The 14,446-nt window shown below is 61.2% G+C and carries 10 protein-coding genes; 6 read left to right on the forward strand and 4 right to left on the reverse strand.

The features are described from left to right. Positions 1-209 precede the first annotated feature (209 nt). Entirely contained in the window at positions 210-626 is a 417-nt protein-coding gene (locus tag PQR67_RS04510; protein WP_408455028.1) for a rubredoxin, read from the forward strand. 104 nt (positions 627-730) lie between these two features. Here the strand turns inward: PQR67_RS04510 and PQR67_RS04515 are convergent, their stop codons facing one another. Beyond that, positions 731-1,660 (reverse strand): LysR family transcriptional regulator, encoded by a 930-nt coding sequence (locus PQR67_RS04515; protein ID WP_408455032.1) that lies wholly within the window; start codon positions 1,658-1,660, stop codon positions 731-733. 113 nt (positions 1,661-1,773) lie between these two features. On the opposite strand from PQR67_RS04515, the gene lysA reads away from it, so the two are divergent. Beyond that, positions 1,774-3,015, forward strand: a complete 1,242-nt coding sequence (lysA, locus tag PQR67_RS04520; RefSeq protein ID WP_408455035.1) for a diaminopimelate decarboxylase — start codon at positions 1,774-1,776, stop codon at positions 3,013-3,015. Positions 3,016-3,146: 131 nt separating this feature from the next. Here the strand turns inward: lysA and PQR67_RS04525 are convergent, their stop codons facing one another. Then, complete coding sequence (locus tag PQR67_RS04525) at positions 3,147-4,067, reverse strand: LysR substrate-binding domain-containing protein (RefSeq protein ID WP_408455038.1); 921 nt, start codon at positions 4,065-4,067, stop codon at positions 3,147-3,149. Between the two features lie 134 nt (positions 4,068-4,201). On the opposite strand from PQR67_RS04525, the gene PQR67_RS04530 reads away from it, so the two are divergent. After that, on the forward strand, positions 4,202-4,969 hold the full coding sequence (locus tag PQR67_RS04530; protein ID WP_408455041.1) for a transporter substrate-binding domain-containing protein: 768 nt from the start codon (positions 4,202-4,204) through the stop codon (positions 4,967-4,969). Between the two features lie 39 nt (positions 4,970-5,008). Continuing rightward, a complete protein-coding gene (locus PQR67_RS04535) occupies positions 5,009-6,127 on the forward strand; it encodes a succinylglutamate desuccinylase/aspartoacylase family protein (RefSeq protein WP_408455044.1) in 1,119 nt (372 codons plus the stop codon). Between the two features lie 546 nt (positions 6,128-6,673). Here the strand turns inward: PQR67_RS04535 and PQR67_RS04540 are convergent. Together PQR67_RS04540 and PQR67_RS04545 are read right to left on the reverse strand one after the other, a co-directional pair. After that, positions 6,674-8,827 carry a phosphocholine-specific phospholipase C gene (locus PQR67_RS04540; protein WP_408455047.1) on the reverse strand — a complete coding sequence of 718 codons (2,154 nt, stop codon included), beginning with the start codon at positions 8,825-8,827 and terminating at the stop codon, positions 6,674-6,676. A gap of 62 nt (positions 8,828-8,889) precedes the next feature. Then, entirely contained in the window at positions 8,890-9,204 is a 315-nt protein-coding gene (locus PQR67_RS04545; protein ID WP_408455050.1) for a hypothetical protein, read from the reverse strand. Between the two features lie 210 nt (positions 9,205-9,414). On the opposite strand from PQR67_RS04545, the gene PQR67_RS04550 reads away from it, so the two are divergent. Further along, complete coding sequence (locus tag PQR67_RS04550) at positions 9,415-11,409, forward strand: amylo-alpha-1,6-glucosidase (protein WP_408455053.1); 1,995 nt, start codon at positions 9,415-9,417, stop codon at positions 11,407-11,409. A 51-nt stretch (positions 11,410-11,460) separates the two neighbouring features. Further along, complete coding sequence (locus tag PQR67_RS04555) at positions 11,461-14,277, forward strand: MGH1-like glycoside hydrolase domain-containing protein (protein WP_408455057.1); 2,817 nt, start codon at positions 11,461-11,463, stop codon at positions 14,275-14,277. Positions 14,278-14,446: the final 169 nt, after the last annotated feature.

Raw genomic sequence — 14,446 nt, forward strand, 5'->3', positions numbered from 1 at the left:
ACTCCGTGACTACGCAACACATCCCCACCGCATCCCGTAAATCCCTCACGCTGCTGCAATTGCTGGGCATTATCGGCGCCGCCGGGCTGATCGCAGCGATCGTGCTGAACCAGTTCGTCTAAGCCAGTCCCCCGCCACGAAGCGTTCGCTTCTAGCATCTGACCCCATGCCGGCGCTTGTCGCCGGCTTCATCGATATCCCGATTTGCCATGTACAAGAAGGGCGTAGCCGTAGAAATCCAGTTTTCTCCTGAGCGGCTCAACGATGGCGCCGGCGATCCGTACTGGATCGATTTGACGCAGGTTGAAGCGCAACGGTTGCTGGAAAGCCTGCAGGCACGCCTCGCTGAAAGCAGTGTGGGGACGGCCGCGCCGTTGGTGGTGAGTCTCGACGAGACACCGGCGTTGCAAGCGGCCGCGGCGACGCAAGCGGCGGTGGAAAGCACCGTATCCGTGGACGACTTCAAGCAATGGGTCTGCGTGATCTGCGGCTGGATCTATGACGAAGCCGCTGGTTTGCCGGAAGAAGGTATCGCGCCGGGCACCTGCTGGGCAGATGTCCCGGCCGACTGGCGCTGCCCATTGTGCGACGTGGGCAAGGAAGATTTTGCGCTGGTCGAGTTTTAAGCTTAACCCGCCTCTTGCGGAAAATCCGCGCTGACCGTTGTGGCTTCCCAGCCATCGAAGTCGCCGATCACCCTTATTGATTACTTGATCGTCGAACAGCACCCTTACTGCTGCTTACGTTTTTTGTGGGTTTTCAACTGGAGTCGTAGCGCAGCGGCTTCGCTTTGCAGCGCTTCGACGAAGACGCTCGCCAGCGGATGGCCCGGACGATGCTCCGGATGAACCACGCTCACGCGAAACGGCAGCGACACCGCGAGTGGCCGGATATGCAGATTGCGGCCTGCGAAATCGAGCGCGGTGAGCGGATTGACGATCGCCACACCGAGACCTTGCCGCACGAAACTACACACGGAGACGGCGGTGGGCGTCTCGATCATCTGGCGGCGCGCGACGCCCGCTTGCGTGAAGGCTTCGTCGATCTGAATGCGGTAAGGATCGTTCGACGACAGGCTGATGAACGGCTGATTTGCGAAGTCCTTCAACTCGATCACGCGCCTGGCAAGCAAGGGATGCCCATCAGGCAGCACGCAGACTTCGTCCACTTCGAGCAAGGGCGTCAGGCGGGTTCCAGCGGGCGGCGCGCCGTGTTCGGTCAAGCCCAGGTCGTAGCGCTGCGCGGTCAGCCATTCTTCGAGGAACGGCGATTCCTGCGTCGCGATCGAGACGCTGACGCCGGGCTGTGCATCGTGAAAACGTCTCGATGCGCCGGGCAGAATCGAGTGCGAAAACGCCGGCAACGCGATGATGGAAAGCTGGCCGCCCTGAAATTCGCGCAGGCTTGCCGCCGTGGACGCCACCCGTTCGAGCCCGATATATGCGCGCTTGATTTCGTCGAACAGCGTCAGTGCGGACATGGTTGGACGCAGCCGTCCATGCACGCGTTCGAACAGGGCAAAGCCGATGATGAGTTCCATGCGTGCGAGTTCGCGGCTTACCGTGGGCTGCGAGGTGAAGAGCATCTCGGCCGCCTTGGTGACACTGCCGGCCGTCATCAACGCGCGGAAGACTTCGATATGCCGATGAGTGAGCGCCATGATATCTATATCAGAAATGAATGGGTTCGCAAAGAATAGGTATTTTACTGAATGACCGGTTCTCAGCATCATGTTGCTCATATCCATGCCAACGAGATAACGAGCCGAGCACCGTGACCCCTTTCAATTCACAACAACTTGTTGAACTCGCGCGTCAGCACGGCACGCCCCTTTGGGTCTACGACGCCGCCATGATCCGCCAACGGATCGCCGAATTGCGCAGTTTCGACGTGATCCGCTATGCGCAGAAGGCGTGTTCGAACGTGCATATCCTGAAGCTGATGAGAGACGAAGGGGCGATGGTCGATGCGGTGTCTTCAGGCGAAATCACCCGTAGTCTCGCGGCGGGCTTCACGCCGGATAGCGATCCCGAGGGCGTGGTTTTTACGGCGGATCTCGTCGATCACGCGACGCTCGCCACCGTGATCGAGCATCGCATTACGGTCAACACGGGGTCGCTCGATATGCTTGAGCGGGTTGGACAGCACGCGCCTGAAGGCCACCGCGTGTGGCTGCGGATCAATCCCGGTTTCGGCCACGGACACAGCAACAAGACCAACACGGGCGGCGAACATAGCAAGCACGGCATCTGGCTCGATGACGTGCCGCTGGCGATAGCCATGGTGCGGCGCTATGGCCTGAAGCTGGTCGGGCTACACATGCATATCGGCTCCGGCGTCGACTACACGCATCTATCGCGCGTGTGCGATGCGATGGTCGAAGCGGTGCAAAGCCTGGGGCACGATATCGAGGCGATTTCGGCTGGCGGCGGTCTATCGGTGCCATACAGCGAAGGCGAACCGCGGATCGACGCCGAGCATTACTTTCGTCTTTGGGATGCGGCGCGCAAGCAGATCGAAGCGCATCTCGGGCATCACGTGCGGCTGGAAATCGAGCCAGGCCGTTTTCTGGTGGCGCAAGCCGGTGTGCTGGTCGCCGAGGTGCACGCGCTGAACCGGCGGCCGAACCGGCAGTTCGCCCTGGTCGATGCGGGTTTCAATGATCTGGTGAGGCCGTCGTTTTACGGCAGCCATCATGAGATGACGGTGGTGAAAGCCAATGGCTTGCCGAGCGAAGCGCCGGCTGGCACTTTCGCGGTGGCCGGGCCGCTGTGCGAAGCGGGCGATGTGTTCACGCAGGAAGCCGGAAGCGTAGTCACGAGCCGCGCAATGCAAACGCCGGAAGTGGGGGACTTCATCGTGTTTCACGACGCAGGGGCGTACGGCGCGTCGATGTCATCGAACTACAATAGCCGGCCGCTGGCGGCTGAAGTGTTGCTGGAGAATGGCAAGCCGCGGTTGATTCGGCGTCGGCAGACCATCGAGGAGTTGATCGCGCTCGAAGCGCTGGGCTGAGCATGTCGATAGCCTGGCGGCTTCGCGCCAGCGGGCTGCGGCGAGCTTGGTGCATGCCAGCCGTACCGCGCGAGATCGGCGTGCGGCTCGTCAACGCTCTCAGCACCACGCCGCACGAACCTGGCGTCAACTCAACATGCCCGCACCGTGCGCGTGTACGACGCGATCATCGTCGCGAGCTCCTGAGCGGCGGGCGTCATGGGAATCGCCGCGCGTTGCAGCAGGCACACGTTCTGTTCGACTGCGCGCTCGCGCACGTTGATCGAGGTGAGCACGCTCGCAAACGGCCCGCGTTTCGCGACGATCGACGCCTCCAGCGACAGGCAGTCTGTCGCGCCGACCAGATGCAGCGTTTCGTACAAACCCTCTACCGTCGCGATGATTTTCGGCGGTGACAAGCCGTGACTTTCCAACAGATGGGTTAGGCGGTTGACTCGTGGGTCGTTGGTGAGATTGGGCGAGCGCGTCGCCACCCACGTGCAGTCAGAGAGCTCCGCAAGCGACGTCGCCCCCGCTTTCGGATGACCGCGACGGCAGACAATCACGGGATCGGAAGGATAGAGCGCCGTGACGGACAGATCGGCCGTGTCGGTATGTTTCGACACCAGCGCGACGGCAAAATCGAGCGTGCCTTCGCGAATCCGCGAAATCATCATTCGCGACGTGCCGGTGCGCAAATGCACCGCGACTCGCTCGAAGCGCGCGCGGAATTCGGTCAGCACGGGGGCCAGGGCGTCGACGAGCGGCTCGGTGGTCATGCCGAACGTGACCTCGCCTGCGTAGTCGCCGCGCAATTGCTGCACTTCCTGTTCGGCCCGCTCGCATTCGCCGAGAATCGCGCCGGCCCGCTGCAACAGGCGCTGGCCGAGCGCGGTCAGTGCGATTCCGCGGTTCGTGCGAGTGAACAAGGTCGCGCCCAGCATCGATTCAAGGTGCTGCAACTGCTGCGTGATGCCGCTCTGGGCGATGCCGAGCGCCCGCGCCGCCGCGCGAATGCTGCCGTGCTCGGCCACGGCGGTGAACGCGCGTAGCTGGGATATCGTCAACGCCATCAAGAGCCTCTATGATCGGTAAAAGTGATCATGATATTACTTTCGGGGCTTCTTTAAGGCGCAGCGGCGGCATAGGATGACCCCGTACCTTGTACTAATCCGCCCAACTCACAGCCCAACTCACACCAGTCCCCATGAAAATCCCGCTGATGATCTTGAGCGCTGCGCTGGCTTTCAGCAGCGCTGCGTTTGCCGCCGACCCCACCACGTTGCGTCTCGGCATCGATCCGAGCTATCCGCCGATGGACGCCAAGGCGCCCGACGGCAGCTTCAAAGGTCTCGACGTCGATCTCGGCAACGAAATCTGCCGGCGCATCCATGCGCATTGCCAGTGGGTCGAGCTCGAGTTCTCGGGGATGATTCCCGCGCTGCAGGCGCGCAAGATCGACGCGATCCTTTCGTCGATGGCGATCACGGAGAAGCGCGAGCAACAGATTCTGTTTTCGTCGAAGCTGTTCCAGTTCAAATCGCGGCTGATCGCGCGTCAGGGTTCCGCGCTCGCAGGCGGGACGAATGCGTTGGCCGGCAAGCAGATCGGCGTGCAGACGGGGACGCAGTTCGAGGGATACGCATTGAAGAACTGGGCGCCGCTCGGCGTGCATGTAGTCGCGTACAAGAGTCAGGATGAGGTGTTCGCTGATTTGCAGAACGGCCGTCTCGACGGTGCGTTGCTCGGTTCCGTCGAAGCGGACTACGGTTTTTTGCGCACGCCGGCGGGTAAGGGGTTTGCGTTTGTCGGCGAGCCGCTTTCGATGGGCGATCGTGGCGTGGGTATCGGCTTACGCAAGGATGAGACCGCGGTGCAGGCATCCATTAACGAAGCGATTGCTTCGATGCGCAAGGACGGTACGTATGCGCAGATCGCAAAGAAGTACTTCGACTTCGATCCGTACGGCAATTGATTTTTTTATTCCTATTCTTCGTCTTCAAATCTTTCGTTCATGAACAGGCAATCGATTCCGCTTCTCTCGCCGGCTATCGGCACGCACCGCGAACTGGTGTCGTTTCATTTTGGTCCCGCGGATAGCGGACAGAAGATCTATATCCAGTCGTCGCTGCATGCTGACGAAACGCCTGCGATGTTGACGACGGTTTTGCTTAAGCGTCGATTGCTTGAACTGGAGAAGCAGGGCGCGTTGAATGCGGAAATCGTGCTGGTGCCGGTGGCGAATCCTGTCGGGCTTGGGCAGTACGTGCTCGGGCAGTTTCTTGGGCGCTTCGATCTGGGGAGTGGCAAGAACTTCAATCGACACTTCATGCAGTTTCCCAAGCTCGTGGCGCGGGCTAAAGAGATGCTAGGTTCGGATGCTGCGGAGAATCGGCGGATTGTTCGTGAGTTGATCGCTGCTGAGTTGTCGGAGCAGAAGCCGTTGACGGAGTTCGAGTCGCTGCAATTGGCGTTACTGAAGCTCTCCTTCGATGCGGATGTGGTGATCGATTTGCATTGCTCCCTGGAAGCGGCGATGCATCTCTATACCAGTGAGGCCGCGTGGCCTGAGTTTGAGCCTTTGTCACGGTATTTGGGGGCGCAGGCTTCGTTGCTGGCGACTAACTCGGGTGGTGAGTCGTTTGATGAGACGCATAGCTTGTTGTGGTGGACGTTGCAGCAGGAAATGCCGGTCGATAAGCCGGTGCCTAATGGGGTGATTGCTGTGACTGTGGAGTGCCGCGGGCAGCGGGATGTTTCTTATGAAGCGGCTCAGGAGGATGCCGACGCGTTGGTTGATTATCTTGCTTGGCGCAAGGCTATCAAGCTTGATGTGGTTAAGCCGTTGCCTGAGTTGTTGTCGCCTGCGACGCCGCTTGCCGGTAGTGAGCAGTTCTATGCGCCTGTCAGCGGGATTCTTGTTCATCGCGCGAAGATTGGGGACACCATTGGTATCGGGCAGGCTTTGTTTGATATCGTCGATCCGTTGACTGATGAGACGACTACGCTGTGTAGCAACACCGAAGGGGTGTTTTATATGCGGCGCGCGATTCGGTTTGTGACGGCTGGGGCGCCGTTAGGGCGGGTGACTGGGAAGAAGGCTTTTCGGACTGGGGTTTTGTTGGGGGCTTGAGGGTTTTTTGCTCTTGGCGACGGCGTTGTCGGTGTGCTTATGAGCTTGGCCTTTCCTTGATTTGTTCGTGGTGTATTAGTGTTGCCCCTGTGCGGGGCGGCACTTACTTTCTTTGCCGCCGCAAAGAAAGATAAGCAAAGAACGCGGCTCACACCGCCAGCTCATAAGCGGGTCCCCCGCACAGCCACGGTAGTGGCTCATCTGGAATCCGTGCTCTCGCACACTTCGCGTCAGTGACACAGCAGTCATACTTCCGGCGGCGCTGCGCGCGCCGATGCGGTACTTCTGAAAACGATTGCCGGTGCCGCAGCATGTTATGCCGACGCCATCACATCGGACCGGTCGTTGTTGTTTTGACGACCGCGAAATTATAAGTGTGCTCTTCTCTTAAAATTCACTTTGCTAAGCTAACTATCTGACTTTAGCCAATCGGCCTAAGACATCCCCAACGTCCTTCACGCACAACAACATCGCATGTTTAAACCTCGATCGAGCGGCGCACAAGCTACCGCCCAATCGAGGCCTATCTACTTCCCCCGCTCGCCCTTAACTCACCACTAACACCGGCGCCACGGCCGCCGGATCGCTAATACTCGGCCGCCCATTCTCAACGTGCCCCGCCACACGACGCGAGAAGCTCGCGTCGTCGTTGCTCGTCACCGTCAAGTCGTACCAGTGATGGCTCGACGCCAGCACCCAACCCTCTTCGATATGCGCCTCCGCCGGCACCAGCACCGGACGCGTCCGCGCACCATACGCGTTGTCCGTTACCGTCAGGCGTGCAATGCCGCCGCCCTTGTTGCTGAACTTGATAAACACATTGCCGTTCGCAACGTCGTATTGCACCTTGATTTCCGGCTCTGCAGGCTTGTTGTGGCCGTGCCAACCCGCTGCCTGTGCCGTCTGCGCCGTCGCCGTTTGCGTGTTACCCGCAAACTTGCGCACAAAACCGTTCGGCCCAAACACCTCGAACGTGTACACGCCGTTCGTCGTCGTCAGGTCGAAGCTCTCGCTGAGCGACTTGCCAGCTTCGACGGTATAGCGCCACGGACCATCCGTGCGATTCGTCGAGTACACGTAGAAATGCGCGCCTTGACGGCCGCTATTGGCAAACACGATTTCAAACGTGTTCTTCTTCACGTCCGCGTGACCGTTCACGTGCAACTCATACGGCAACGCACGGGCGAAACGGATGCCGCTTTCCTGCGGGTCGAATGCGACCGGCGTGGTGGGTACCGTGGGCTTCGGCTGCGACGAGCATTCGTTGGCGATCTGCTGGTAATTGCTCGTGTCCGGCAGCGTCGGCACGGAAGCGTCCGGCGTGCGGAAGTCGAACGCGGTGGTCAGGTCGCCACACACGGCACGGCGCCATGCGGTGATGTTCGGCTCGTAGACGCCAAAGCGCGTTTCGATGAAGCGAATCACCGACGTGTGATCGAACACCTGCGAGCACACAAAACCGCCCTTGCTCCACGGCGATACGATCGTCATCGGGACGCGCGGGCCGAGGCCGTACGGCAGGCCGTCCGCCGTGTAGCTGCCGCCGCGCGCGGGATTCACCACGTTGTGAATCTCGCCTTCGGTGCTGACCGTCGACTGACCCTGAGCCGGCGTGGTCGCCGGTTGCGGCGGCACGAGGTGATCGAAGAAACCGTCGTTCTCGTCGTACATGATGAACAGCACGGTCTTGCTCCACACCTCAGGATTCGACGTCAATGCATCGAGAATCTGCGACGTGTATTCCGCGCCATATGCCGGTGTATAGCTCGGGTGCTCGGAGTACGCAGCGGGCGGGCACAGCCACGACACCTGCGGCAGATTACCCGCGAGCACGTCGTTCTTCAGGTCCGCGATCGTGCGCACGGTTTGCGCGCGCTCATACAACGGCGAACCCGGCTGCGCGTTGATGAAGTTCGCGAAGTTCTGCAAAACGTTCGTGCCGTAGTTGCCGTTCAACGGATCGGCGCCGGTCAAACCCTGTTGATACACCTGCCACGTAATTCCCGCAGCTTGCAGACGCTCGGGATACGTCGTCCACGAGAGCAACTGATAGTTCGGCGGACCGTCGCCATCGACGAAATCGTTGTTGTCGAGCAGCGGGCCACCCATCGTGCCGGTCGGGTCCACCATGCCGGTCATCAGATACGAGCGGTTCGGGTGCGTCGGTCCCGGCAGCGAACAGAAATAAGCGTCGCACACCGTGAAGGCGTCGGCCAGCGCGTAGTGGAACGGAATGTCGCTACGCAGGTAGTAGCCCATCGTCATGTCGGTCTTGTACTGCGGCCACTGGTTGAACGCGCCGTTGTTGATCGCGTAGTGCGTCGCGTACCACGAGTGGTCGAGATCGCCAATACATTGCGCGCTGGTCGTCGTCGTGTTCAGATGGAACGGCAGCACCGGTTGCGCCGCGTTTTCCTTCGACGGCTGGTACCACACGGGTTGCTGGCCACCCGGCAGCGGAATCGGGAAGCGGTCGTTGTAACCCCGTACGCCGCGCATATGGCCGAAGTAGTGGTCGAACGAACGGTTCTCCTGCATGAATACGACGATGTGCTCGACGTCGCGGATCGTGCCGGTGCGCGAGAACGCAGGCACGGCTAGCGCATTGCGAATGGACTCGGGCAGGGCGGTCAACGCGGCGGCAGCGCCGGCGGATGAAGCCACGGTCTGCAGGAAACGGCGACGGCTATTTGATGTCATTGAATATCACCTTCTGCGGGTGGGGAAAGAATAGCGCGCCTCGCGCGCGCCGGGGATTCTGCTCAGTTGCTATTGGCGTTGTCGCCGGGTGCGTAATGCATCACGGGCGCGACTTGCTGGCTGTCGGCAGCAAGGCCGGCTTGCATGTTCTGGGTAATGACGTCGGACGCGGCAGCTGGACCGGCTGCGAGGGGTGCCGATGCGTTAGGCATGCCGGCTGCGGGGACCGTCGTGGGACTTTGCGCGGCAGCGCTATTCGCGGCGGTTTGCGATGAAGACGTTGAAGCCGAAGCGGAGTCGTCGGCGCCACAACCGCTTAACGCGCAAGTTGCGAGCGCAACCAGAACGACGCCGGCGAGGCGAGTGTCTGTTCTCATGTCTGCATCCAGGTTGTGGCGGCGGATGCAGTCTCCAATCCTTTCGAGAAATAATTGTGAAACGTTTGCGAGTGAACGAAGCTTATTAAATTCGTCAGTTAGACGAAAGGAAATGGAAAGCGATAAGCAGGAGAATGGTCACAGTAGCGCCACGCGCCTGAAGTCCAGGCACACCGAATGAATTGCGGTTTGCATAACTCCGGTACACGCATGACAACCATCGACAGACCCTTCGACATCACGCGTCTCGAAGACGAATGGCTCGAAGCAGACGGCTTCGGCGGCTTCGCCTCGGGAACCGTGGGCACGCTGCGCACGCGCCGCTATCACGCTTTGCTGCTCACGGCCACGCGCGCGCCTGGCGGGCGCGTGGTGCTCGTCAACGGAGTCGAAGCGTGGCTCGAAGCGAACGGTAAGCGTTACCCGTTGAGCATGCAGCGATACGTGCCGGACGTAATCTATCCCGATCTGACGACGAGTCTTCTCGCGTTCAATACGCAGCCGTGGCCCACGTGGCGCTTCCAGCTTGATCCGCAGAGCGTGGTGACGGCCGAAGTATTCGTGAGCAAGGCGACGCGCGAAACGGTTTTGCGCTGGCGGCTGGAAGGATTGGACGCAGCGTTACCCGCAGGCACGTTCACTCTGAAAGTCCGGCCTTTGCTTTCCGGCCGGGATTACCACGCACTGCACCACGAGAATCCCGCGTTTAACTTCAACGCGCAGACAAGTGGCGACCAGGCCTGCGTGAGTTGGCAGCCCTATGGCGACCTGCCGGTCATCAACGTGGTGACGAACGGCGTCTACACGCACGCGCCCGATTGGTACCGGAACTTCTGCTACGTTCGCGAGCGCGAGCGTGGCCTCGATTTCAGTGAAGACCTCGCCACACCGGGCGTGTTCAGTTTCAATCTCGTTGATGGCGAAGCGGTGATGATCCTCAGTGCGTCGATCCCATCGTTGGCGTCGGTGTCGGCAACCGCACCCGCAAGCAGTCCGCCAGCCGCCGCCCACGCAACCGAACTCGCGCGCATCGAACAGCAGCGCCGTAGCCTGCTCGGCTCGCGTTTGCAGCGGTCCGCGGATGCCTACATCGTCGCGCGCAGCGGAGGCCGCACGATTCTCGCCGGCTTTCCGTGGTTCACCGATTGGGGCCGCGACACGTTCATCGCCATGCGCGGCTTGCTGATCGCGGCAGGCCGCCTCGACGAAGCCGAAGCGATCCTGCTCGAATGGTCAGGCACATTGTCCGCCGGCATGCTGCCGAATCGTTTCCCCGACTATGGCGACACGCCGGAATACAACTCCGTCGATGCATCGTTATGGTTCGTCGTCGCCGTCCACGATTATCTCGCGACGAACCACGCGAAGACGGACACTCGAACACGCTTGCAGCAGGCAGTCGAAACCATCCTCACGGGCTACACGAACGGCACGCGCTTCAACATCAAGGCATCTACCGACGACGGTCTCCTGAGCGCCGGTGTTCCTGGCGTTCAACTCACGTGGATGGACGCCAAGGTCGGCGATTGGGTGGTCACGCCACGTATCGGCAAACCCGTGGAAGTGCAGGCGCTCTGGATCAACGCATTGCGCATTGCAGCAATGTGGAACCCGCAGTGGCAGCCGCCTGCGCAGCGAGCCTTGCAAGCGTTTCATGAGCGCTTTACCGATCCATCGACGCAAGCGCTTGTCGATAATGTCGATGTGGACTTCGTCAAAGGCGCCGTGGACCGCTCGATTCGCCCGAACCAGATCTTCGCCGTAGGCGGTTTGCCGTTTCCGTTACTTGAAGGCGCGGCGGCGCGCGTGGTAGTCGATCAGGTCGAAGCCGACTTGCTCACGCCCTTCGGCCTCAGAACGCTCGCGCCGTCCGATCCGGCCTACTGCGGGCACTACGGCGGCACGCCGCTGCAGCGCGATGGCGCCTATCATCAAGGGACGGTCTGGCCATGGCTGCTCGGTCCGTTCGTCGAAGCGTGGTTGCGGGTTCACGGCGCCGAGCCGGATGCCCATGCACAAGCCAAAGCGCGCTTTCTCGACCCCTTGTACGCGCATCTCGATCACACCGGCCTCGACCATCTTTCTGAAATCGCCGACGGCGACGCGCCGCATACGCCCGCCGGCACGCCATTTCAGGCGTGGTCGCTGGGGGAAATGCTGCGCATTGAAAACCTGCTTGCCCAGTTGGGGCCCACCGCCGCGTAAACCGCGCTACGATGTGTATCCCACCGCCAGGCCCGACGCAAGGACACCGTCATGCCACCGCTGCGCGCTGCCAATCTGCTCGCCACGATCGAAGGCTCCCGCCTGCACTCCGCCGACTGCGCCCGTTGGCAGCGCTGGGGGCCGTATCTCAGCGAGCGTCAGTGGGGTACGGTGCGCGAGGATTACAGCCCTGACGGCACAGCATGGGACTCTTTTCCCCACGACCATGCACGTAGCCGCGCCTATCGTTGGGGCGAAGACGGCATCGCCGGTTTCGGCGACGACAAACTCGGCTGGTGCGTATCGCTCGCGTTGTGGAACCGCAAAGACTCGATCCTGAAGGAACGTCTGTTCGGCCTCACGAACGCGCAGGGCAATCACGGCGAGGATGTAAAGGAGCTGTACTTCTACGTCGACGGTACGCCCACGCATTCGTACATGCGCATGCTCTACAAGTACCCGCAGGCCGCCTTTCCGTACGACGACCTGGTGCAGGAAAACGCGCGGCGTGGCGGCGACATGCCGGAATACGAGATCCTCGACACGGGCGTGTTCGACGATTTGCGTTATTTCGACGTGCAGGTGGAATACGCGAAACATGCGCCCGACGACATTCTGATGCGCGTAACCATCGAGAATCGTGCGGACGAGGCCGCTTCGCTCGATGTGCTGCCGCAGATCTGGGCGCGCAATTCGTGGTCGTGGAAAGAGAACAAGGACAAACCGTCGCTCGTCGCCGGCCTGGACCACGACGGTGGAGCGCATGTGGTCGGCCGTCAGCATGGCCACGAGCCGATCGTCGTGACAGCGTGGTCGAAAGACGCGCCGCAGATGGCGTGGCTGTTTTGTGAAAACGACACCAACGTCAGACGCCTGTTCAACATGGATGGCACGGGGCCGTTCAAGGACGGTTTCAACGACTTCCTCGTCCACGGCGAGGAACAGGCGATACGCCGCGACGCCGGCACCAAGGCGGGCGCACGCGCGTCGATCGAACTGGGCCCGCATGGCCGCGCCGTGGTGTACATGCGCTGGCGTCCGCAGTCGAGTCCCGACGACGCGCAACTCGATGCCGATGCGGTGTTCGCTCACCGCATCGCCGAGGCCGACGAATTCTATGGCGCGCTGCAACACGAAATCGCCGACCCCGACGCGCGCCTGGTACAGCGCCAGGCGCTTGCCGGCATGTTGTGGTCCAAGCAGTACTACCAGTACGACGTGCAGCGCTGGCTCGAAGGCGATCCGCTGCAACCCAGGCCGCCTGAGTCCCGCAAACACGGTCGCAATGTGGATTGGCGGCATCTGTGCAACGCGGATATCGTGTCGATGCCCGATAAGTGGGAATACCCGTGGTACGCGTCGTGGGACCTGGCGTTTCATGCGGCCGCGTTCGCGCTGATCGATCCCGCGTTCGCCAAGCGTCAATTGCTGCTGCTGGTGAAGGATCGCTATCAGCATCCGAACGGCCAGATGCCCGCCTACGAGTGGGCGCTCGGCGACTCGAATCCCCCAGTGCATGCCTGGGCTGCCTGGCGCGTGTATGAAATCGACCGTGCGCTCACGGGCAAAGGGGATCGCGATTTTCTGGAACTCGTCTTCCACAAGCTACTGCTGAATTTCTCGTGGTGGGTGAATCGCAAGGACGCCGACGGCCGCAACATTTTCCAGGGCGGCTTTCTCGGGCTGGACAACGTCGGCATTTTCGACCGCTCGTCGCCGCTACCCACCGGTGGCCATATCGACCAGGCCGACGGCACGGCGTGGATGGCGGCGTACGCGCTCGACCTGATGCGGATCGCGCTCGAGCTCGCGTATGCGAACCATGTGTTCGTCGATATCGGCGTGAAGTTTTTCGAGCACTTCCTGTATATCGCCGAAGCCGTGAGTTGCGACGACGATTGCGATACCGGTCTATGGGACAGCGAAGACGAATTCTTCTACGACAAGCTGCGCCTGCCCGACGGCAGCAACATTCCGATGCGCCTGCGCTCGATCGTCGGCCTGATTCCGCTGTTTGCCGTGCATGTACTCGAAGAACGTTTGCATGGTCATTTGCCGGGTCTGCGCGAGCGGCTCGTGTGGTTCCTCGAACATCGCCCCGATCTGGCGAGGCTGGTTTCGCGCTGGGACCAACCCGGCAAGGGCAATGCGTTGCTGCTTTCGCTCTTGCGTGGGCATCGGATGAAAGCTTTGCTGCGCCGTGCGCTCGACGAAAGCGAATTCCTCTCCGAGCATGGCGTGCGGGCACTGTCGCAGTTCCACCGCGACCATCCGTTCGAGTTCAATCACAACGGCACCAGCGTCACCGTCCGGTATCTGCCGGCTGAATCCGACACCCGTGTGTTCGGTGGCAATTCGAACTGGCGCGGGCCGGTGTGGATGCCGGTGAACTATTTGCTGATCGAATCGCTGTACGAATTTCATCGCTACTACGGCGACGATTTCCGTGTCGAGTATCCAACCGGCTCGGGGCATAAGTTCTCGCTTAGCGAAATCGGCGACGAACTGGCGCGGCGGACGACCACCTTGTTCCTGAAGGACAAGAACGGCGAACGTCCGGTGATGGGCGCGTATCCACTCCTGCAGGCCGACCCGCGTTCGCGCGATCTCGTGCTGTTCCATGAGTATTTCCATGGCGACAACGGGCGTGGCGTGGGCGCTTCGCATCAAACCGGCTGGTCCGGGCTGGTGGCGTTGCTCCTGCAACCGCGCGCGATGGGCGCCTCGGGCAATGTGCCGCTCGCCGGCGAGCCGGATCAGGCGCCAATGCCAACGGCGACTTCTGCAACTTCGGCGCCTGCTCCGGCAAGCCCCCCCGAGTCTGTGCCCGAACCTGCGTCCGCGCTGGCGGCGGCCGCGACCAAGTAGCGAGGGTTGAGTCGCGAGTGCCGGGCGGCGACCCGGCCGCGCGTGAGGTTACACAAGCCATGCGGCGTGCGCGCCGGGCAGGTTTAGCCTTAGTTTTTGAACTGAGTGGGTTCAAGCGTGGTCTTTCCTGTACCGCCACGTCCGTTCCATTGGCTTCCTTAAGTGAATC

The sequence above is a fragment of the Paraburkholderia fungorum genome, from assembly GCF_046026025.1.
GTDB lineage: Bacteria > Pseudomonadota > Gammaproteobacteria > Burkholderiales > Burkholderiaceae > Paraburkholderia > Paraburkholderia fungorum_E.

Coding starts and splice junctions, on each gene's coding strand:
- PQR67_RS04525 (WP_408455038.1), bottom strand. CDS start 4,067: ATGGCGTTGACGATATCCCAGCTACGCGCGTTCACCGCCGTGGCCGAG.
- PQR67_RS04540 (WP_408455047.1), bottom strand. CDS start 8,827: ATGACATCAAATAGCCGTCGCCGTTTCCTGCAGACCGTGGCTTCATCC.
- PQR67_RS04545 (WP_408455050.1), bottom strand. CDS start 9,204: ATGAGAACAGACACTCGCCTCGCCGGCGTCGTTCTGGTTGCGCTCGCA.
- PQR67_RS04510 (WP_408455028.1), top strand. CDS start 210: ATGTACAAGAAGGGCGTAGCCGTAGAAATCCAGTTTTCTCCTGAGCGG.
- PQR67_RS04515 (WP_408455032.1), bottom strand. CDS start 1,660: ATGGCGCTCACTCATCGGCATATCGAAGTCTTCCGCGCGTTGATGACG.
- PQR67_RS04555 (WP_408455057.1), top strand. CDS start 11,461: ATGCCACCGCTGCGCGCTGCCAATCTGCTCGCCACGATCGAAGGCTCC.
- PQR67_RS04530 (WP_408455041.1), top strand. CDS start 4,202: ATGAAAATCCCGCTGATGATCTTGAGCGCTGCGCTGGCTTTCAGCAGC.
- PQR67_RS04535 (WP_408455044.1), top strand. CDS start 5,009: ATGAACAGGCAATCGATTCCGCTTCTCTCGCCGGCTATCGGCACGCAC.
- PQR67_RS04550 (WP_408455053.1), top strand. CDS start 9,415: ATGACAACCATCGACAGACCCTTCGACATCACGCGTCTCGAAGACGAA.